Here is a 20554-nt window from a genome sequence, read left to right on the forward strand (position 1 = left end):
GCCGGCCCGCGCCGCAGGATGCTGCGGATGGGCCCCTGGATCGCGCTGCCCTTCCATCTGTCCGCCCTGGTGGTGGCGGTGTCGGCGCTGGTGCTGCTGGTCGTGGCCGGCGCCGCGACGCTCTCCCTGGGCCGGCTCGGCATCGCACTGCCCGACCTGCCGGCCGCGGTACTCGGCGACGCCACCGGCAAGGACGCCTTCGTCTTCGACCGGCTGCGCGGCCCGCGGCTGAGCGTGGCCATCGCCACCGGCGCGGCCTTCGGCCTGTCCGGCGCGCTCTTCCAGTCCGTCACCCGCAACCCGCTCGGCAGCCCCGACGTGATCGGCCTGGGCTCCGGGGCCGGCGCGGGCGCGGCGATCGTCGCCCTCTTCCTGCCCGACGTGCTGCCGGTCTCGGTGGGCGCGCTGCTCGGCGCGCTGGTGGCGATGGGCCTGGTGTACGTGTCCACCGGCACCGGCTTCCGCAGCCCGGGCCGGCTGGTGGTGGCGGGCATCGGGGTCGCTGCGATGTCGACGGCCATCACCCAGTACGTGGTGTACGCCGTGGAACGGGACAAGGCCAGCTCACTGTCCGCGTACGTCAACGGCAGTCTGGCCGCCCGCTCCTGGGACGACGCGACGGTCATCTGGACCGTCCTGCTGTGCGCGCTGCCGCTGGCCGCGCTGCTGGCCAGGCCGCTGGCCATCGGCGAGATGGGCGACGACCTGTCCACCGGGCTCGGCGCCCGCCCCGGGCGGGCCAAGACCGCGGCGGTGCTGCTGTCCATCGTGCTGTCGGCCGGGGCGGTGAGCGTCGCGGGCCCGATCGCGTTCGTGTCGCTGACGGCGCCGCAGGTGGCCAAGCGGCTCACCCGCACCACCGGCCCGCAGTTGGTGGTCTCCACGCTGCTCGGCGCCCTGCTGCTGGTCGCCGCCGACCTCGCCGCCCAGCAACTGCCGCTCTTCGACGATCTGCCGGTGGGCCTGTACACCATGGCCGTCGGCGGCACCTACCTCGGCTACCTGCTGGTACGGGAGTGGCGGCGGCAGGCCGCGTGAGGCGGGGCCCCGGCCTTGGCCGGGGCTCGGTCTTGCTGGGCCTTGGCGGTGTTGGGCCCCGGCGGTGTTGGGCCGGGCGGCTGGCTGAGTGGCCCACTGGCTGGCTGCCCGGCTGTTCCGGCTGGTGGACGGGGTGCCCGGCCCGCCGGCGGTCGTCCGCGTCCGGGCGTCGTACGTCAGGGGTCGCTGCGGGGCCGAGCGCGCGTCCGGGCGGCCGGGCGCTTGGCCGGGCCGGCGCTCGCCCCGCAAGATGGGGAGCGTGAACCTCGACCACGTCTTCGTCTGCGGACAGCCCGCCCTCGACTTCGCCGCGACGCTGCGCGCCCGGCGGTCGCTGCGCTTCGAGATGTTCGCGACGCCGGAGCGGCTGGACGCGTGGTACGTGGAGTCCGGGATCGTGGACACCGTCACCCGCAGCCGGCCGGCCGACGTCGAACACGCGCGGAAGGTGCGGGAGGCGATCTACGCGCTGGTCACCGCCCGCCGCCGCGGCGAGGCGTTCGGCGAGCCGGCCCTTGAGGTGCTGAACGAGGCCGCGCGCACGCCCACCGCAGCCCCGCAGCTCACCCGGGCCGGGCGGCGCACCGACGCCACCCCGGAACAGGCGCTGGCCGCCGTCGCCCGACAGGCGGTGGAGCTGCTGAGCGGCCCCGACGTGCCGCTGCTCAAGGAGTGCGGCAACCCCGAGTGCACCCGCGTCTACGTGGACCGCTCGCGCGGGATGCGGCGGCACTGGTGCGGCATGGAGTCCTGCGGCAACAAGATCAAGGCCGCCGCCTACCGGGCGCGCAAGAGGGCGGCTCCCGATGCGGCGGCCGACGTCCCTGCCGGGTCGGGTGCCCGCTGACGGAGCGCCGCGGACCCGGCGCGGCCGTCGCCGGGCCGGCTGCCCGACGGCGCCGGCCGGCCGCCGACCCGTGCGCCGGCCGCGCGTCAGTCGTACGTCGGCCGCACGTCGGCCGCACGTCGGCCCGGCGGCGGCCGAGCTGATCAGCCGAGGACGCGGTAGCTCACGGCGGTGTACGGGAAGTCGCCGGTGTTCAGGGTGCCCACCACGTACCGCAGGTCACCGGTGGTGCCCGGGGCGCCGGGGCGGCAGCCGGAGTTGAAGAAGACCTCAACGCCGCGCTCCGAGATGGAGCGGAAGGAGTGGACGCCGGCCGGCAGTTCGTGGCAGGCGCCGACCGTGTCGAGGTCGGCGGAGATCGCCGTGCCGGTGCCGTGCGCACCGGTGTAGAAGGTGACGCCGGGGAGCTGGCCGGCGCTGGCGGGCGCGCCGGCGGCCCCCAGGACGAGCAGCCCACTGGCGAGCGCGCCGCCCGCCGCCACCGCGCACCTGCTGAACGCTGTCGACATGTCGTTCCTCTCGGTCGGTCGGATACGGAGCAGGAACGCTCCGGAGGGGGCGACTCCGCCGCCCTGACAGCACTTTGCTTGCATCTTCAACGAAAGTGGTAGAGCGATTCAAGCCACAAGAGATGTCTCCCGCCTCCTGCGCCCCGCCCGCTCCGGCCACCACCCGACGACCGCCGCCCCGCCGGGGATCTCGGCAGCCCTGTGACGTCACGGCGCCGCGACGTCACCGCGTCACGGCGTCACGGAGAACCCAGCACGCTCAGTGAGTCCCCGCCGGGGCGACCGTGCGGGCGGCGCGCACCCGACTCAGGCGTCCAGCACCTGTTCGGCCGCCTCGCGCAGGGTGCGGACGACGTCCTGTTCGTCATCGAGGTAGCCGCCGGCCATCGCCCCGTCGCGCAACACCATCAGGGCCCGCCCCACCCGCTCGGGGTCGGGGTGCCCGGTCTCCTGGACCACGTCGCGCAGCACGCCGCGGAACCACCGGCGGTGCGTGTCCACGTAGCGGCGCACGGGGTGTTGCGGGTCGGCGAACTCTGCGGCGGCGTTGAGGAACCCGCAGCCGCGGAACTCGCGGAGCAGGATGGTGCGGGCCACCATGTCGACGATCTCCAACAGCGCCGTGCGCCCCTGATGCACCTCGCGGATGGCTGCGACACCGCGCCGCACCCGGGCGTCGCGCTCCTCCAGATAGGCGATGATCAGGCCGTTCTTGCTGGAGAAGTGGCGGTAGAAGGTGGCTCGGGTGACCCCCGCCTGCCGGACGAGCTGTTCCACGCCGACGGTGTGGATGCCGTTCGCGTAGAACAACTCCCCCGCGGCGTCGAGCAGTCGCTGCCGCGGATGGCTGGTCGCATCGGTCCCCGAAGTCATGGGCACCAGCGTACGGACGCCCCGAGCGCACGGCTCCGCCCCCCGTCCGCACCGACTGGCGGGCCGGGGCGGCGGGGTGGGCCGTTGGTCGGACGACGGGGCGGGCCGCGGGGCGGCGGACCCGGGGCGGCGGACCCGGGGTGGCGCGCGGGTGGGGCACCGGCCCCGGCCTGCCGCCCGCGGCGCCCGGTCAGTAGGTCGTCACCAGCGGCTTGGTCTCGTCGATGACGTACGTGGAGAGCATCATCGTCGTCACCGTGCCGACGTTGCGGGCGTTGTGGATCGCGCCGGACGGGATGAAGAACGGGTCGCCGGTGCGCAGCCGTTGGGCGGGCCCGTCGTCGAAGACCATCAGGACGTCGCCGCGCACGATGTACCCGACCTCCACGCCGGGATGGCTGTGCCGGCCGGACTCCTTGTGGCGGGGGATCTCGACCAGGGTCTGCACGGTGAGCCAGCCCTTGGCCGGCGACGGGTTGCGCTGGAGCTCGACCCGGGTGACGCCGGAGGTCAGGTCGCACGGGTCGATCGGGCCGCCCGGCGGGCGGTCCTGGCCGTGGCCGCCGGGACAGCCGTGGCCGTGCGCGGCGCCGGGGCCCGCATCCGCGGCGTGCGCGGCCGGAACGGCGGCGGAGAGGCCGAAGGCAGCCGCGGCGATGCCACCGGACCGCATCAGGGCACGACGGTCGATCATGCGTCACTCCTCAGGGAGAAAGAACGGTCGTTCTGCTTGCGGAGTACGCTACGCACCACGCCCCCTCCCCGCACAGGGCCAACTTCGGCCATTCCTCGCCCCGTTCGTCACTCGCGTCACCAGCCGCCCGATCCGCGCCCCGCCCACCCGTCCGCCCACCCGCCCCCGCCGGCGGCATTGCGTCACCGGCTTGACTGGTGACGCGAGGAGGGAGCAGCCTGGAGGCCGAACCCGGGGCGTACGGCCCCGGGCGGGACGGGAGGGAGCTGGGGACGATGGCGCACACCGAGGACACGGGGGACGGCGCGGGCGCGGCCCGCAGGGCCAAGTTCGGCACGTTGCCCGAGCGCATCCGGTACGAGGACATGGTCACGGAGCAGGCCACACCGCAGGGTCGCGCACCGAGCACGTACCAGGCCGAGCGGAGCTGGACCCACTTCTCCTGCCTGGCCGTGGACTTGGGCCTGTAGGAGGCGGGCGGCCGGGGCGGCGTGGGGCCGGCGGCGCACCCCGGCACCAGCCCGTACGCACCCGCCGCACGCACGCACCCGACACCGCACGACGCAACGCCGTACCGCGAAGGTGGACCCCCCATGATCAGCAGACGGAACTTCGCCCAGACGGCGGCGGTCGCCTCGGGCGCGCTCGTGCTCCCGGCGGCCGGCCTCGCCCCGCCGCCCGCCGGCACCGCATCGGCCGCGCCGACCCCGCCCGCCACTCCCGCCGCCCCGCCGGCGACGGCCACCGCGAGGCCGCCCCGGCTGGGACCGCTGCACCGGGTGCGGACGGACGTGCTGGACGTCGCCTACCACGTGGCGGGCCCCGTCGACGGCACCCCGGTGGTACTGCTGCACGGCTGGCCGTACAGCCCCGCCGGCTCGTACGCCGAGGTCGCGCCGCGGCTGGCGCGCCACGGATACCGCTGTTACGTCCCCTATCTGCGCGGTCACGGGCCCACCCGGTTCCTGGCCGCGGACACCCCGAGGTCGGGGCAGCAGTCGGCCATCGGCGCCGATCTGATCGGCCTGTTGGACGCACTCGACGTCGACCGGGCCCTGCTGGCCGGCTACGACTGGGGAGGTCGGGCGGCCAACGTGGTCGCCGCGCTGTGGCCCGAGCGCTGCCTCGGCCTGGTCTCGGTCAACAACTACCTGATCCAGCAACTGGCCACGGCCGAAGAGCCGTTGGCGCCCGTACTGGAGAGCGGCTACTGGTACTTCTTCTACTTCCTCACCGAGCGCGGCCGGAAGGGGCTGACCGCCGACCCCAAGGAGTTCGCCCGCGTCATCTGGCGGCGCGCCTCGCCGCAGTGGCAGTTCACCGAGGCCGAGCTCGACGAGGCCGCCGAGCAGTGGACCAATCCGGACTACGTCGACGTCGTGCTGCACAGCTACCGGCACCGGCTGGCCGCCGCGCCGGGCGCCGCCGCGTACGAGGAGTTGGAACGCCGGCTCGCCGCACAGCCCCCGATCACCGTCCCCGCCGTCACCCTCGACGGCCGCGAGGACGGGGTGACCCCGTGGACCGACGGCACCGCGTCCCGGGCCCACTTCACCGGCCCCCGCCGCCACCACGTGGTCGACCGGGCCGGCCACACCCTCCCCCAGGAACGCCCGGACGCCTTCGTCGCGGCCGTACGGGAAGCCGCCGCGCTCGGGCGCTGACCCACCGCACCGCTCCCCGTGGGTGCTGCGTTGAAGGTGGCCGGCTTCGATCGGAGCGCGGTCGAAGCCGGTCAGGTGGAGTCGCATTCCCTCAACCTCGTCCAGAATTACGCAGGAATGGTCGCTTACCTCTGACTTATTTGCGATATACGCCCATACTCTGCTAGTTGCTACTCTGATTGCCGCCATATCAGATGCGGCTCCCGGGCGTGAGGCAATGCCACGCTCCGCCGGCCTGGTCCCGGCCCGGGGTCGTTGGGATGCGCATGGGGGGCACGTGCCTACGCGAAGAAGTCTGGGAACAGCCGTAGCCCTATCCGGAATTCTCGGGAGCACCCTGGTCCTCGCGCCCGCGGCGAGTGCCACGCCCGCGGGTTGCGGCGACCTTTCCAAGGGATCGCTCTGCGTCAAGGGCGGCAAGATCGGCAGCACCGGAACGTACACCTGGCGGGTCCGCTACGTACGCCATCAGGGAAACGAGATCACCGTACGTCTTGGATCGCAGCGCAAGGATTCCAGGATCACGGCGTGGCCCCTGTGGTTCGGCAGCAAGAAGACCCGGCACGGCGTTGCCGAACTCCGCAGACGGCATGAGATCAACCGGGACGAATGCATTCGCGGTGTCATGGAGTACCGGAAGAACACCTACTACACGAAATGGCGCTGCCCGTAATTCCGTACGGAGCCGGGCGCCACTCGTGAGGGTGGCACCCGGGTACGGCGCGCCGCAGTTCAGATCGGGACGTTTCCTGCATGTGGCAAGTGATCCTCTACATCAGCCCGTTGTCCGTCGCCGCATTCCTCACGGCAACCGTCGGGCTGTGTCTGCTGGGCGTGTGGTGGCGCTCCCGGGCCGATGCCCGCCGGCTGCTGACCGTGGCCAGGTTCCTGCTGGTCGGCTGGGGTCTGGTGGTCTTCGTGGCGACCGTGCTGCCGATGGAGGCGCCGGGTTCGGGGAGCCATGAGGTGGCCTGGGTCCCGGGCGAGGGCCTATGGGAGCCGAGCGGCTACCAGGGCGCCGGCGCATTCGCCGAAGAACGCGAGAACGTACTGCGCCTCCAGGTGGCCAACACGGCCATGTTCATTCCGCTGGCCGCCCTTTCGTCGCTCGCCTTCCCCGCCCTTTCCGGAATTGCCGTCATCGGCTGCTGCCTGGCCCTCAGCGCGTCCATCGAGACGGCCCAGTTCCTGCTGGCAGCCGGCCGCACGGCGGACGTCGACGATCTGCTCTTCAATACGTTGGGCGGCGTCATCGGAACGTTCTCCGCCCATCTTGCGACGCAGGCGAACCGCTTGCGACCGGGCTCGGGCAGGCATCGCGCGTAAATCCTGGGGGCGGTGATCGCGCGTCAACCGTACGGGCCGTTGATCGCCCGGCCCGTCAAGGTCCTGGGCCCGCCGGGTCGGGCCGGAATCAAGCTGGGGGCGGGCCGCGGCCGAACCACGACGGGGTCCGATGCGGGGCCGGGATGGGCCCGAGATGGGCCGGCAAAAGCAGTGGGCAGCGAAAAGGGTAAGGAGTCGTTCTCCTTACCCTTTTCAACGTATAGCGCACTGGGGGGCTTGCCGCAAGGCCCGGCCCGTACCGCACAATCGGCGGCCGAAAGTCGAATTCGGGTGCGGATTCGACCGCGGATTCAGGTGCGGGTTCAGGTGCGAGGGAGAGTCGCGAAGTGCGGGTGCTATTGACGTCGTGGGGATCGCGCGGGGATGTCGAACCGTTGGCGGGTCTCGCGGTGGAGTTGCGCGGACTCGGGGTGGACGCGCTGGTGTGCGTGCCACCGGACGAGGAGTTCGCGTCGTTGTTGGCGCGGGCGGGCGTGGAGGCCGTGCCGCTCGGACCGACCGTGCGTTCGGTGGTCGCCGGGGCGCAGCCGCCGACCCGTGAGGACGCGTTCCGGTTGGCTCCCGCGCTGGTCGCGGCGCGGTTCGAGGTGCTGGGGGCGGTGGCGGGCGGCTGTGACGCGGTGCTTGCGACGGGGTTGCTGCCGGCCGGGGCGCGGGACGTCGCCGAGAGGTTCGGGCTGCCGTACGTGCTGGCCTGCTTCCACACCCTGGGGCTGCCCTCCCGGCACTTCAGGCCCGGGGCGCGGCCCGGCACCCCGTCGCCGGAGGGCGAGACGGACGTCCGGGTGCTGTGGAAGCAGGACGCGGAGCGGGTGAACGCGCTGTACGGCCCGGCGCTCAACGAACACCGGGCGGCGCTCGGGTTGGCGCCGGTGGACGACGTCCGCGGCCACGTCTTCACCGACCGGCCGTGGCTGGCCGCCGATCAGACGCTCTGGCCGGCGGCCGGCAAGACGGACCTGGACGTGGTGCAGACCGGGGCGTGGCTGCTGCCCGACGACCGGCCGCTCCCGGCCGACCTGGAGGCGTTCTTGGCCGCCGGCGAGCCCCCGGTGTACGTCGGCTTCGGCAGCATGGCCGCGCACGCGCCCCAGGGCGTCGCCCGGGTGGCCGTCGAGGCGGCCCGGGGGCTCGGCCGGCGACTGGTGCTCGCCCGCGGCTGGGCCGGGCTGGCGCCCGTCGACGACGGCGCGGACTGTTTCGTGGTCGGCGAGGTCAACCAGCAGGCGCTGTTCCGCCGGGTGGCCGTCGTCGTGCACCACGGGGGCGCGGGCACCACGACGACCGCCGCCCGGGCCGGCACGCCGCAGGTCGTGGTGGCGCAGATCGCGGACCAGCCGCAGTGGGCCGGGCGGGTGGCCGAACTCGGCATCGGCACGGCGCACGAGGGGCGCACGCCGACCGTCGCCTCCCTGACGGCCGCGCTGGCCACGGCCCTGTCCCCCGGCAGCGAGGCGCGGGCGCGGGCCGTGGCCGGCACGATCCGTACGGACGGGGCGGCAGTGGCCGCGCGCCGGCTCGTGGCGGGCATCGGCCGGTAGCGGCACCGTGGGGTGTTGGGGTTGAGATTGGAGTTGGGGTTGGGGTTGAGGTTGGGCAGTCGCGAGCATCGGCCGGAGCGCCACCGTGAGGTGTGGGGGCTGGGGTTGGGGCTGGCGTTGGCCAGTGCGTCCGGGGCCGTATCTGGGTGTTGGGTGTGGGCCCGGGTGCGGGTCGAGGTCCGGGGCGCTCGGGGCGCGGGCCCGGGCTGGCCAGTCGGGGGGCGTCCGGTGGCTGGGTGTCGCCGGTTGCGGGTGGGTCAGGGGAGGACGGCGATCCCGTCGAGTTCGACCCGAGCCTCCTCGTCCCAGAGCCGTACCACTCCGACCACGGCCATCGCCGGGTACGCGCGGCCGACCAACTTCCGCCAGATGCGACCGAGTTCGGCCGCGTGGGTGCGGTAGTCGGCGACGTCCGTGGCGTAGACGGTGACCCTGGCCAGGTGCTCCGGCCGGCCGCCGGCTTCCTCCAGGGCGACCAGCAGGTTGCCGAGGGCCCGCTCGAACTGCTCCGGCAGCGGGCCCGGCACCAGGTGCCCGGCCCGGTCGAGCGCGGTCTGGCCGGCCAGGAAGGCCAATCGGGCGCCGGTGGCGGTGACGGCGTGCGAGAAGCCGGTGGGCGGCGCGAGTTCGGCGGGGTTGACCCGGTGCAGGGGCGGCTGCGCGGGGGTGGGGGCGGTTGCCTGCGGGGCCGGCGCCTGGGGCGTGGGCGCCTGCGGGGCCGGCTTCCGCGGCGCGGGCTCCTGGGGTGCGGCGGGCTCCTGAGGTGCGGGCCCTGGGGATGCGGGCTCCTGGCGTGCGGGGCTCGATGGCTGGACGGGCGGGGCCGACGGCTCGCGGGGGCCGGGCTGTGGGGTGTGCAGCGGACTGGTCACCGGTACAACTCCTTCGCGATGATGGTGCGTTGGACCTCGGTGGCGCCCTCGTAGATGCGCGGTGCGCGCACCTCGCGGTACAGGTGCTCCAGGGGGTGCCCGTGCTGGAGGGCGCGGGCGCCGTGGATCTGGACGGCGGCGTCGACGACGTACTGGGCGGTCTCGGTGGCCAGCAGTTTGGCCATCGCCGAGCGGCGGGCGATGCCGGGCTCGCCCGCGTCGTACGCCGCTGCCGCCGCGTAGACCAGCAGCCGCGCGGCCTCGGTGCGGGTGGCCATCTCGGCGAGTTGGTGGGAGACGGCCTGGAGGTCGCGGAGCGGGCCGCCGAAGGCTGTGCGCTCCCCGGCGTGCGCCAGGGCGAGTTCCAGTGCGCGGTGCGCCATGCCGACGGCGAAGGCGCCGACGCTGGGGCGCAACAGGTTGAGCGCCTGCATGGCGACCGGGAAGCCGGCGTCCACCTCGCCCAGCACGTCGGCCCTGCTGACCGGCACCGCGTCGAAGGTCAGCCGGCCGATCGGGTGCGGGCTGAGCATCTCCAACGGCTCGCCGACCAGCCCGGGGCGGTCGGCCGGGACCAGGAAGGCGGTGATCCCGCGGCTGCCCGCGCCCGGGGTCGTCCGGGCGAACACGGTGTAGAAGTCCGCCTCGGGCGCATTGGAGATCCAGCACTTCTCGCCGGTGAGGCGCCAGTGCGCGAGGGGCCCGGCGGCACGCCCCTTGCCCGACCTTGCGGTCGACTCGGCGGTTGACTCGGCGGTTGACTCGGCGGTCGGCCCGGTCGCCGACCCCGCGGCCGACTTCACAGCCGGCCCGGAAGCGGGCCCAGCAGCGGCCCCCGCGCTCACCCTCGCGGCGGCCCCCGCACCAGACCCCGGGCCCCACCCCGCACCAGAGCCCGCCGCGGCCCGCACCGGCTCCGCCGCGAGGGTGAGCGCCGCGGCGTCGGACCCGGCCGCGCTCTCGCTCAGCGCGTACGCCGCCACCGCGCGCCCGGCCACCACTTCCGGCAGCCAGCGGGCCTGCTGTTCGGGCGTGCCGGACTGGACCACCGGATAGCTGCCGAGGCCCTGGAGGGCGAGCGCCGTCTCGGCCTCGGTGCACTCGCTCGCCAGCGACTCCCGCAGCAGACACAGGTCCAGCGCCCTGACCTGGGCCGGGCCGGCGGCGGGGAAGAGCCGGCGCAGCAGCCCGAGCTCACCGAGCGCCGCCACCAGCGGGCGGTTCACCCGGCCCGGCAACCCGCGCTCGGCCAGCGGGCGCAGCCGCTCGGCGGCGATCGTGCGCAGCTCGGCGCACCACTTCTGCTGGTGCGGATCGAGGGCGAAGGCGGTCATCGACACCCCTCCTTTATCGCGGCATGTTGACTGTCGTCACCAACACGTTACGCTGACGGAGCATCTTCGGGACAGGACTGCCGCACTTCTCCATCGGTCAGAGGGGGCGCATCCGCCATGGAGCTCACGCCGTCGGCGCACGTCGACACCTTCGCTCGTGATCATCTGCCGCCCGCCGCCGAGTGGCCCGTACTGCTGCGCGACCCGCCCGCGCCCGCCTACCCCGACCGGCTCAACTGTGCGGTCGAACTCCTCGCCGAGACCGCCGACCGGCGCGCGGCCGATCGGGTCGCGCTCCGGGGCGCCGACGGGGTGGTGTGGACGTACGGGGAGTTGCGCTGCCGGGTGGACCAGCTCGCCCAGGCGCTCACCGCGGACCTGGGGGTGCGGCCCGGCAACCGGGTGCTGCTGCGCGGCCCGACCTCGCCGTGGCTGGCCGCCTGTTGGCTCGCGGTGCTCAAGGCGGGCGCGGTGGCGGTGACCGTGCTGGCCAACCAGCGGTCCCAGGAGCTGGCCACCATCTGCGCACTGGCCCGGGTGCGGCACGCGGTGTGCTCGGCTGACTCACTCGACCACCTGGTGCAGGCCCGGGTGCCGGGGCTGCGCATCGCCGCGTACGGCTCGGACGACCCCGATGACCTGCTGCGTCTCGCCGCGGCCCGGCCGGCCGTGTTCGAGCCGGTGCCGACCGCGGCCGACGACGTGGCGCTGATCGCCTTCACCTCGGGCACCACCGGACAACCCAAGGGCTGCATGCACTTCCACCGCGACGTGCTGGCCATCGCGGACACGTTCTCGGCGCAGGTGCTGCGGCCGGCCGCGGACGACGTGTTCGCCGGCAGCCCGCCGCTGGGCTTCACCTTCGGCCTCGGCGGCCTGGTGATCTTTCCGTTACGGGTGGGCGCATCCGCCCTGCTGGTGCCCTGGGCCGGCCCCGAACGGCTGCTCGCGGACGTCGCCCGGCACCGGGTGTCGGTGCTGTTCACCGCCCCCACCGCGTACCGGGCGATGCTGGACCGGCTGGGCGAGCACGACGTGTCCTCGCTGCGCAGGTGCGTCTCGGCCGGCGAGAACCTGCCCGCCGCGCTCTGGCACGCCTGGCACGCCGCGACCGGGCTGCGCCTGATCAACGGCATCGGCGCCACCGAACTGCTGCACATCTTCCTCTCCGCCGCCGACGAGGCGATCCGCCCTGGCACCACGGGCGTTCCGGTGCCCGGCTTCCAGGCGCGGGTGGTCGACGCGTCCGGCGCCCCGCTGCCGGACGGCGAACCCGGACTGCTCGCGGTGCGCGGCCCCATCGGCTGCCGCTACCTCGCCGACGAACGGCAGCGCAGCTACGTGCGCGACGGCTGGAACGTCACCGGCGACACCTACGTCCGCGAACCCGACGGCTACTTCCGCTTCGTGGCCCGTAGCGACGACATGATCATCTCCGCCGGTTACAACATCGCGGGGCCCGAGGTGGAGGAGGCCATCGCCCGCCATCCCGACGTGGTGGAGGCAGCGGTCACCGGGCGGCCCGACGCGGCGCGCGGCGCGGTGGTCGTCGCCCACGTGGTGCTGCGCGCGGGCGTGCCGGACGGCCCCGAGACGGTGGCGGCGCTGCGCGCGTTCACCAAGGCGGAGCTCGCCCCGTACAAGTGCCCGCGGGAGATCCACTTCGTGGCCGCGCTGCCGCGCACGCCGACCGGCAAGCTCCAGCGGTACCGGCTGCGCGGGGCCGGCGCCGAGGCCGCTCTAGAGTGACCGGGTGACCGATCCGCTCGTCCAGCACACCCCGCGCTCCCTGATCGTGACGTACTACGGCGCCTACGGCCGAGGCTCGGGCCACGGCGCGGCGGCCGACACCGTGCCGGTGGCCACGCTGATCCGGCTGCTGGGCACGGTGGGCGTGGACCCGCCGTCGGTGCGCTCGGCGGTCTCCCGGCTCAAGCGGCGCGGGCTGCTGGTACCCGCCAAGACCGCCGAGGGAGCCGCCGGTTACGCGCCGTCCGCGGACGCGGTCCAGTTGCTGGACGACGGTGACCGGCGCATCTACGGGCGGCTGGAGGTGTACCTGTCGCCCGTGCACGGAGCCGGCGCGGCGGGAACGGCGGGGACGGCGGGGACGGCGGGGTCCACCGGAGGGGCTGGTGGAGAGGGGTTTGCCCTGACTGGTGCGGCTGGTGGAGCTGGTGGTGCCGTCCGGGCTGTGGAGGCCGCGGCCGGCGGGGCTGCCGAGCACCGCGGGACGAGCGGGACGGCTGGCGCGTACGGGACGGGCGAGGAGTCCGGGAAGTCCGGAAAGTCCTGGGGGTTCGGAGCGGGTGGGGTGGCTGCTGCGGACGGGGCGAGTGGTGAGGGGCGCGGGGACAATGGGGGCAGCGGGGTTCGTACGGGCGGCGCGGGCAGTACGGGCGGCGCGAGCGGTGCGGGCGGCGCGGCTCGCGGAGTTCCTGGGCGCTACGAGGGCCACGAGGTTCACGAAGGCCAGGGGGTTCACGAGAGCCAGGCGGCCCATGGGGCCCATGGGGGCGAGGAGGCCGACGGAGGCGTTGGGACGGCCGGGGCCGAGGGGGGCGGCGACTGGCTGTTGGCCGTCTTCTCGGTACCCGAACAGGAGCGCAACAAGCGTCACTTGCTGCGCTCCCGACTCGCCCGACTGGGCTTCGGCACGGCGGCGCCGGGGGTGTGGATCGCCCCGGCCGCGCTGTACGAGGAGACCCGGCACACCCTGGAACGGCTCGGCCTCGCCGGCTACGTCGACCTCTTCCGCGGTGCGCACACCGGGTTCGAGCCCACGGCCGAGGCGGTGCGCCGCTGGTGGGATCTGGACGCGCTGGCCGCCCGGCACCGTGCGTTCCTGGCCGCCCACGAACCGGTGTTGCAGCGCTGGTCACAGCAGGGCAGCGGGACCCCGGCCGACGCGTACCGCGACTATCTCCTGGCCCTCGACTCCTGGCGCGCCCTCCCCTACGCCGACCCGGGGCTCCCGCCGGCGCTGCTGCCCGCCGACTGGCCGGGCGAACGCTCGGCCCGCGTCTTCGCCGAACTCCACCAACGGCTACGGGAAGCGGGCGCGGCCTACGTACGCAACCAGGCCGGCTGACCCCTCCCGCCGCCGCTGCCCGACCGTCTGCCCGCCCGCGCGCCTCCCTCGCCCGGGCACGCACCGCGCCCGGTGTGGTGGCCGCGAACCTGCGGTACGGGCCGGGGCCTGCGATCCGGGCAGGTCTGCGGGGGCAGTAGGTCTGGGGCGGGGCCGGGGCCCGGGGCGGGGCGGGTGGCCTCGGTCGTGCTGCCCGGTCGCCCGTACGGTTCGGCCGCGCGCACCGCTTAGGGTACTGATCATGCCTATGTCACACAGCCCTCAAGAGCACCACCAGCCCCAGCAGCCCCAGCTTGCCGCTCCGGTCCGCTCGCGCCGGAACCGGGTGCTGTGCGCGGCGGCCGGCCTCGGTCTGGTCCTCGCCCTGAGCGGGTGCAACGACGATGCCGACGGGGGCACGGACGACGGTGCGCGGGGCGCCCAGTCCACGTCGCCGGCGGCCAGTTCGCCCGCACCCGCCGCATCCGAGGCCGGCGCCCCGTCCTCGTCTTCGTCCTCGTCCGCGGCCCCCGCCGGCGACCAGCCGCAGATACCGGGATGGCAGACGCAGGCCCGTGCCGAACACCACTTCCGGTACGACGTACCGGGCGCCGCGCAGAAGTGGCGGGTCATCGGCGAGGACACCGCCCTGTCCTACACCGACAAGGACGGCCAGCCGATCGTCGTCATGACCGGCGCCGCCAACTACCGCGAGGGCGGCTGCGCCTCCAGCCCCAACCCCAAGGCGCTCGGCGAGGCCGGCAAGGGCCAGCTCGCCACCGTCGGCACCACCGGCGGCGGCACGGAGGGCTCGTTGCAGGAGAACGCCCGTAACTGGGCAGGCAACTGGGGCTTCGCCGCGTACGGCGGCCCGGACCACAAGCCCAAGATCGAGGTCAGCCAGGCCAAGCCGTGGAACCGGGGCGGGATCACCGGGTACACCGCGACCGCCAAGGTCACCGTCACCCACCGGCCGAGCGCCTGCGTGCCGGCGTCGGCCGTCGTGCACTCCATCGCGCAGAAGCTGCCCGACGGCACCATGCACGGCTGGGTGATCTACGCCGACCAGGGCGTCCCCAACGCCCTCACCGCCCCCGAGATCCAGAAGATCATGGAGACCGTACGCTCCACGGACGGCTGAGAACCCGCCACCAGCGGCGGCACGGCCCAGCCCCGAACTCCCCTACCCTCGCGCTCCCCTGCCCCGGGGTGGCCCGCTGCCCGGCCGAGCCGGCCCCCACCGGCGTGCGGCTACTGGGCCCGGGTGCCGGGCCCGGACGCCGCAGCCGGGGACGGGGCCGGGGGTATGGGTGGGGTCGTGGTGTGCAGCGTGAGGCGTGGTTTGGGGTCGTCGGTGCGTCCGGTGGGTGGGCGTCGGCTGCCGGCCCGGTACGGGGCGGGCCAGGGGGCGCCGGGGCCGCGGTAGCCCTGTTCGGCGGCTGCGTGCAGCGTCCAGTGCGGGTCGTACAGGTGCGGCCTGGCCAGTGCGCACAGGTCGGCGCGGCCCGCGAGCAGCAGGGAGTTGACGTCGTCCCAGGACGATATGGCGCCCACCGCGATGACCGGGACGCCGAGCTCGTTGCGGATGCGGTCGGCGAACGGGGTCTGGTACGAACGCCCCACCTCGGGGCGCTCGTGGGCCACCACCTGGCCGGTCGATACGTCGATGGCGTCGGCTCCGTGGGCGGCGAAGGCGGCGGCGATGGCGACCGCCTCGTCGGGGGTGGTGCCGCCCTCGGCCCAGTCGGTCGCGGAGATGCGGACCGTCATCGGCGCGTCCGACGGCCATACGGCGCGCACGGCGTCGAAGACCTCCAGCGGATAGCGCAGCCGGCCGCTGAGGTCGCCCCCGTACCCGTCGGTGCGCCGGTTGGTGAGCGGGGAGAGGAAGCCGGAGAGCAGGTATCCGTGGGCGCAGTGCAGTTCGAGGAGGTCGAAGCCGGCCCGGGCGGCGCTGCGGGCCGAGCGCACGAACTGGTCGCGGATCTCGGCCAGGGTCGCGCCGTCCGCTTCCTGCGGGACCTGGCTGATGCCGGGGCGGTAGGGCAGTGGCGAGGGGGCCACCAGGGGCCAGTTGCCGTCGGGCAGCGGGTCGTCGATGCCCTCCCACATGAGCCGGGTGGAGCCCTTGCGGCCACTGTGGCCGAGTTGCACGCCGATCGCCGCCCCGGGCGATGCGGAGTGGACGAAGTCGGTGACGCGCCGCCACGCCGCCTCGTGCCCCTCCGCGTACAGGCCCGTGCAGCCGGGGGTGATACGGCCGGTGGGGCTGACGCACACCATTTCGGTCATCACCAGGCCCGCGCCGCCCAGCGCCCGGGCGCCGAGGTGGACGAGGTGGAAGTCGCCCGGGGTGCCGTCCTGGGCCGAGTACATGTCCATCGGCGAGACCACGACCCGGTTGCGCAGGGTCAGGCCGCGCAGGGTGAGTGGTGTGAACATCGGCGGCGTGTCCCGGGCGAGGCCGGCCTCACGCTCGACGGCGGTGACGAAGTCCGCGTCGCGCAGCCGCAGGTTGTCGTGGGTGACCCGGCGGCTGCGCGTGAGCAGGTTGAAGGCGAACTGGTGGGGCGGCTGGTCGAGGTAGTCGGCGAGGTTCTCGAACCAGTGCAGGCTGGCGCCGGCGGCCCGTTGGGTGGAGGCCACGACGGGGCGCCGCTCCGCCTCGTACGCGGTCAGTGCCTCGGCCACGGTGGGCGATTCCTCCAGGCAGGCGGCGAGGGCGAGGGCGTCCTCGACGGCGAGCTTGGTGCCGGAGCCGATGGAGAAGTGCGCGGTGTGCGCCGCGTCGCCGAGCAGCACGATCGGCCCGTGTGACCAGCGCTCGTTGGTGACCGTGCGGAAGGCCGTCCAGGAGGAGGCGTTGCCGCGCAGGGGACGGCCGCCCAACGCGTCCGCGAAGAGCGCGGCACACGCCCGCGCCGACTCCCCTTCGTCGCACTGGTCGAGCCCGGCTGCGCGCCACACCTCCTCACGGGCCTCCACGATGACCGTGCTGGCGCCGGCCGCTGCCTGCCCGCCGGGGCCGGGCGGCCCGGTGAACGGCCCGCTGGTCGGCAGCGCGGGGCGGGCGTACGGATAGCCGTGCAGTTGCAGCACGCCGTGCTCGGTCTCGGCGATCTCGAACCGGAAGGCGTCGAAGGCGAAGTCGGCGGCCAGCCAGATGTACCGGCAGCGGTGGGTGGTGAGGTGGGGGGCGAAGACGTCGGCGTGTGCGGTGCGGGTGGCGCTGTGGACGCCGTCGGCCGCGATGACCAGGTCGTGGTCGCGGGCGAGCTCGGCGGCCGGCGGCGCGGCCGTACGGGTACGCAGGTGGACGCCGAGGGAGTGGCAGCGCCGGTGCAGGATCTCCAGCAGGCGCTGTCGGCCGAGCGCGGCGAAGCCGTGGCCGCCGGAGGTCAGCACCTGACCGCCGCGCACCACGTCGATGGCGTCCCAGCGGACGAACTCGCGGCTCAGCTCCTGGTAGACGACCGGGTCCGCGTGCTCGATGCCGCCCAGCGTCTCGTCCGAGAGGACCACGCCGAAGCCGAAGGTGCTGCTGGGCTCGCCGCGCTCCCAGACGGTGATCTCGCGCTCCGGTCGCAGCCGCTTGAGCAGCGCGGCTGCGTACAGCCCGCCGGGGCCGCCGCCGATGATCGCGACCCGCCGGGCGACCGGCCCTGCACCCGGCCCCGGCCCTGCCATGGTCACCGCCCCTGCCAGTTCGGCGGGCGCTTGCTGGTGAACGCCGCGTGGAACTCGGCGTAGTCGGCGCTGTTCATCAGCAGGGCCTGGGTGGCGGCGTCGAGTTCGATGGCGGCGGCCAGCGGCATGTCGAGCTCGGCGGTGAGCAGCGCCTTGGTCTGCGCGTACCCGAGCGCGGGGCCTGCGGCGAGGCGCTGGGCGAGGGCGGTGGCCTCGGCGTCGGCCCGGCCCTCGTCGGTGAGTTGGCTGAGCAGCCCGATCCGCTCGGCCTCGGGGGCGCGCACCGGCTCGCCGAGCATCAGCAGCCGGGTGGCGTGCCCGAGCCCGACGACGCGGGGCAGCAGATAGGCGGCGCCCATGTCGCCGCCGGAGAGGCCGACCTTGGTGAACAGGAACGCGAATGTGGCGCTCGGGTCGGCCACCCGGAAGTCGGCGGCCAGCGCGAGCACCGCACCGGCGCCCGCGGCCACCCCGTGCACCGCCGCGATCACCGGGAACGGGCACTCCCTTATGGCCCTGACGACCTGGCCGGTCATCCGGTTGAAGTCGAGCAGCTCATCGGTGGCCATGCCGAGCGTCGCCCCGATGATCTCGTCCACGTCGCCGCCGGAGCAGAAGCCGCGCCCCTCGCCGGCGAGCACCAGGGCCCGCACGGAACGGGTCCTGGACAGTTCCGCCAGCAGGTCACGGAGATCGGCGTAGGCGCCGAAGGTCAGGGCGTTGAGCTTGTCGGGACGGGCGAGGGTGACGGTGGCCACGGCGCCGTCGAAAGTGACGTGCAGATGCCGCCACCTCGTCGTCCCCGACGCCGAACCGCTGAACGGACTCATACGCATGGCCTCCTTGAGCCGTACGGCAGGTGCCCGTAACGCTTTGAAGTTATCACCCCTTCGTGACTGCCGTCACGAGTACGCGATAGGCGGGAGGGGGTGCGGACCGGCGCGCGGACGGAAAGCACGGGCCGGCGCGAGGCAGGCAATCGCACGCCCGTACGTATGGGTCGCGTGGGCAGCCAGCCGTGCGAGCGCCAGCGTTGGCGCCCACACCGCCGTGGGCCGGCGGCGCCGCCCAACACACCAGGGGCACCAGGAGAACCAGAAGCACCAAACCGGCTCGCGCCGTGGAGCCCCCGCCCCCACAACGCGCACCGTCCCCGCAGCGCTCCACCCGGTCGACCTCGCGCTCTACCGACCTGCCGCGCAGTCGCCCTACCGACCTATCGACCTATCGACCTACTGACCGGCTCGGCCGTTCCCCGCCCCACTGGCCACCGCTGCCCCAGGGCCCTCACGGCCAACCGACCCATCCGTCACCGCGGGGTCCATCGCCCCACTCGGAGCCGCACGGTCGACCACCCCGCTCTGAGCCGCGCGGCCGACCGACCCGCCCGACGACACCGCGCCGCCCGCCCCTCGGGCCGCCGGCGCACGCCCCGCCGCAGCCGCGTCCTGCGGCACGCCGCGCAGCCGGGAGCGGCGGCGCCCGTACCCGACGTACAGACCGGCCCCGACCAGCAGGAAGATCCCGAACTGTAGCCAGGCGGCGGAGCCCGTGCCGTAGATCAGATAGCCGCAGCAGACGATGCCGAGGAGCGGGGGCAACGGGAAGAGGGGGGCGCGGAAGGGGCGGGGCAGGTCGGGGCGGGAGCGGCGGAGTGCGAGGACGCTGACGTTGACCACGACCATGGCGGTCAGCGTGCCGATCGTGGTCAGGTCGAGGACCACATCGAGCGGGACCAGCGCCGCGGGCACCGCGAAGACCACGGCGACGATCCAGGTGCCGGCGACCGGCGTCGCCGTCTTCGGCGAGATCCGTGCGAAGACCGGCGGTATCAGACCGTCCCGGGACATCGACATCAGGATGCGGGTCTGCCCGTAGGTGACCGTGAGGACCACCGACGCGATGGCCACGACCGCGCCGAAGGCGATGATGCCGCCGCCCCAGGCGGACCCGGTGACCTGGTTGACGATCAGCGACAGGGCAGCCGGCTTGCCAGCGACCTCACCTGCGGAGAGACCGCCGATCGCGGCGAGCGCGACCAGGCAGTACAGCAGCGTCACCACGCCGATGCAGACCATGATCGCCAGCGGGATGGTGCGGCGCGGGTTCTTCACCTCTTCGCCGGCGGTGGTGATCGCGTCGAAGCCGATGTACGAGAAGAAGGCGACCGAGGCGCCGGAGGTCACGCCGGCCAGCCCGTGCGCGGCGAACGGCGTCAGGTTGCCCGCCTCGAACGCCGCGAAGGCGATCGCGCAGAACAGCGCGAGGACGCCGAGTTTGAGCACGGCCATCGCGGCGGTCGCCCGGGCGCTCTCCCGCACGCCGCGCACCAGCAGCAACGCCGCCAACATGATCACCACGACGGCCGGCACGTTGAGGATCCCGCCCTCGCTGGGCGAGCTGGACAGGGCCGCGGGCAACTGCCAGCCGAACACACTGTGCAGCAGCTCGTTCAGGTACTGCCCCCAGCCCACCGCGACCGCCGACACGGAGACCCCGTACTCCAGGAGCAGGCACCAGCCCGTGATGAACGCCGCACCCTCGCCGAGGGTGGCGTACGCGTAGGAGTACGAGCTGCCGGAGACCGGGATGGCGCCGCCCAGTTCGGCGAAGGAGAAGGCGGTCAGGATGCAGGTCACCGCGGCGAGCACGAAGGCGACCACGGTGGCGGGGCCGGCCTCGGCGACCGTGTCCGAAAGGCCGACGAAGATGCCGGTGCCGACGATCGCGCCGACGCCGAAGCACACCAGTTGGAACAGGCCCATGGTGCGTCGCAGCCCGTGCCCCGCGAGGTCCGCGCCGGATTCGGCGATCAGCACATCGGGGGACTTGATGCGTAGCAGGTGCGCGCGCATGGGTGGGTCTCTTCTCTGGTGGAACGCGTGGAACGGGTGGAACGGGTGGAGCAGGCGGGTTGGGTGGCGTAGGTGGGGCGCGTGGATCTCGTGGGGCGGGCGGCGTCCGACACACCGCAGGGCGCCTACGACGCACGTGCGTGCTGCGCACGGTCTGCGCGGCGGGCCGGCAGGTCTCACCCGCCCCGGACAGCCCAGTGGGGCCCGAGCCGGCGCGCCCGAA

17 protein-coding genes and 2 pseudogenes are annotated in these 20554 nt (G+C 74.0%); 11 read left to right on the forward strand and 8 right to left on the reverse strand.

What is annotated here, in order from left to right; translation table 11 throughout:
• Positions 1-27: 27 nt before the first annotated feature.
• Both ACMA1D_RS07220 and ACMA1D_RS07225 read left to right on the forward strand, forming a co-directional pair.
• Positions 28-1038 (forward strand): FecCD family ABC transporter permease, encoded by a 1011-nt coding sequence (locus tag ACMA1D_RS07220; RefSeq protein ID WP_414723088.1) that lies wholly within the window; start codon positions 28-30, stop codon positions 1036-1038.
• Between the two features lie 259 nt (positions 1039-1297).
• Positions 1298-1885 (forward strand): CGNR zinc finger domain-containing protein, encoded by a 588-nt coding sequence (locus ACMA1D_RS07225; RefSeq protein ID WP_414723040.1) that lies wholly within the window; start codon positions 1298-1300, stop codon positions 1883-1885.
• Between the two features lie 143 nt (positions 1886-2028).
• On the opposite strand, the gene ACMA1D_RS07230 is transcribed toward ACMA1D_RS07225, so the two are convergent.
• The 3 genes from ACMA1D_RS07230 to ACMA1D_RS07240 form a co-directional block, all read right to left on the reverse strand.
• A complete protein-coding gene (locus ACMA1D_RS07230) occupies positions 2029-2394 on the reverse strand; it encodes a hypothetical protein (RefSeq protein WP_414723041.1) in 366 nt (121 codons plus the stop codon).
• A gap of 306 nt (positions 2395-2700) precedes the next feature.
• Positions 2701-3267 (reverse strand): TetR/AcrR family transcriptional regulator, encoded by a 567-nt coding sequence (locus ACMA1D_RS07235; RefSeq protein ID WP_414723042.1) that lies wholly within the window; start codon positions 3265-3267, stop codon positions 2701-2703.
• Positions 3268-3457: 190 nt separating this feature from the next.
• Positions 3458-3961: a cupin domain-containing protein gene (locus ACMA1D_RS07240; RefSeq protein ID WP_414723043.1), complete on the reverse strand. Its 504-nt coding sequence runs from the start codon at positions 3959-3961 to the stop codon at positions 3458-3460.
• Between the two features lie 275 nt (positions 3962-4236).
• On the opposite strand from ACMA1D_RS07240, the gene ACMA1D_RS07245 reads away from it, so the two are divergent.
• The 5 genes from ACMA1D_RS07245 (at position 4237) to ACMA1D_RS07265 (ending at position 8513) form a co-directional block, all read left to right on the forward strand.
• Entirely contained in the window at positions 4237-4431 is a 195-nt protein-coding gene (locus ACMA1D_RS07245; protein WP_414723044.1) for a hypothetical protein, read from the forward strand.
• Positions 4432-4554: 123 nt separating this feature from the next.
• Complete coding sequence (locus ACMA1D_RS07250; RefSeq protein ID WP_414723045.1) at positions 4555-5625, forward strand: alpha/beta fold hydrolase; 1071 nt, start codon at positions 4555-4557, stop codon at positions 5623-5625.
• 277 nt (positions 5626-5902) lie between these two features.
• Positions 5903-6298: a hypothetical protein gene (locus ACMA1D_RS07255; protein ID WP_414723046.1), complete on the forward strand. Its 396-nt coding sequence runs from the start codon at positions 5903-5905 to the stop codon at positions 6296-6298.
• Between the two features lie 80 nt (positions 6299-6378).
• Positions 6379-6951 (forward strand): VanZ family protein, encoded by a 573-nt coding sequence (locus ACMA1D_RS07260; RefSeq protein WP_414723047.1) that lies wholly within the window; start codon positions 6379-6381, stop codon positions 6949-6951.
• Positions 6952-7298: 347 nt separating this feature from the next.
• Entirely contained in the window at positions 7299-8513 is a 1215-nt protein-coding gene (locus tag ACMA1D_RS07265; protein WP_414723048.1) for a glycosyltransferase, read from the forward strand.
• A gap of 257 nt (positions 8514-8770) precedes the next feature.
• Here ACMA1D_RS07265 and ACMA1D_RS07270 read toward each other — a convergent pair whose 3' ends face one another.
• Positions 8771-9163, reverse strand: coding sequence for a RidA family protein (locus tag ACMA1D_RS07270; protein WP_414723089.1), 393 nt, complete (start codon positions 9161-9163; stop codon positions 8771-8773).
• Between the two features lie 218 nt (positions 9164-9381).
• The gene (locus ACMA1D_RS07275) at positions 9382-10719 is read right to left on the reverse strand and encodes an acyl-CoA dehydrogenase family protein (protein WP_414723049.1); all 1338 of its coding nucleotides are present in this window, start codon (positions 10717-10719) and stop codon (positions 9382-9384) included.
• Positions 10720-10836: 117 nt separating this feature from the next.
• Here ACMA1D_RS07275 and ACMA1D_RS07280 point away from each other — a divergent pair, with 117 nt between their 5' ends.
• The 4 genes and pseudogenes from ACMA1D_RS07280 (at position 10837) to ACMA1D_RS07295 (ending at position 14930) form a co-directional block, all read left to right on the forward strand.
• Positions 10837-12468, forward strand: a complete 1632-nt coding sequence (locus ACMA1D_RS07280; RefSeq protein WP_414723050.1) for an AMP-binding protein — start codon at positions 10837-10839, stop codon at positions 12466-12468.
• A 4-nt stretch (positions 12469-12472) separates the two neighbouring features.
• Positions 12473-12772: pseudogene (locus ACMA1D_RS07285) on the forward strand (PaaX family transcriptional regulator); the annotation flags it as partial.
• Positions 12773-13288: 516 nt separating this feature from the next.
• Positions 13289-13810: pseudogene (locus ACMA1D_RS07290) on the forward strand (PaaX family transcriptional regulator C-terminal domain-containing protein); the annotation flags it as partial.
• Between the two features lie 241 nt (positions 13811-14051).
• Positions 14052-14930: a hypothetical protein gene (locus tag ACMA1D_RS07295; RefSeq protein ID WP_414723051.1), complete on the forward strand. Its 879-nt coding sequence runs from the start codon at positions 14052-14054 to the stop codon at positions 14928-14930.
• Between the two features lie 110 nt (positions 14931-15040).
• On the opposite strand, the gene ACMA1D_RS07300 is transcribed toward ACMA1D_RS07295, so the two are convergent.
• From ACMA1D_RS07300 to ACMA1D_RS07310, 3 genes are all read right to left on the reverse strand, one after another.
• Entirely contained in the window at positions 15041-17476 is a 2436-nt protein-coding gene (locus ACMA1D_RS07300) for an FAD-dependent monooxygenase (RefSeq protein WP_414723052.1), read from the reverse strand.
• 2 nt (positions 17477-17478) lie between these two features.
• The gene (locus ACMA1D_RS07305; protein ID WP_414723053.1) at positions 17479-18306 is read right to left on the reverse strand and encodes an enoyl-CoA hydratase family protein; all 828 of its coding nucleotides are present in this window, start codon (positions 18304-18306) and stop codon (positions 17479-17481) included.
• A gap of 402 nt (positions 18307-18708) precedes the next feature.
• A complete protein-coding gene (locus ACMA1D_RS07310; RefSeq protein ID WP_414723054.1) occupies positions 18709-20331 on the reverse strand; it encodes an amino acid permease in 1623 nt (540 codons plus the stop codon).
• Positions 20332-20554 lie beyond the last annotated feature (223 nt).

It is taken from the genome of Streptomyces sp. 796.1 (assembly GCF_047525675.1).
GTDB lineage: Bacteria > Actinomycetota > Actinomycetes > Streptomycetales > Streptomycetaceae > Streptomyces.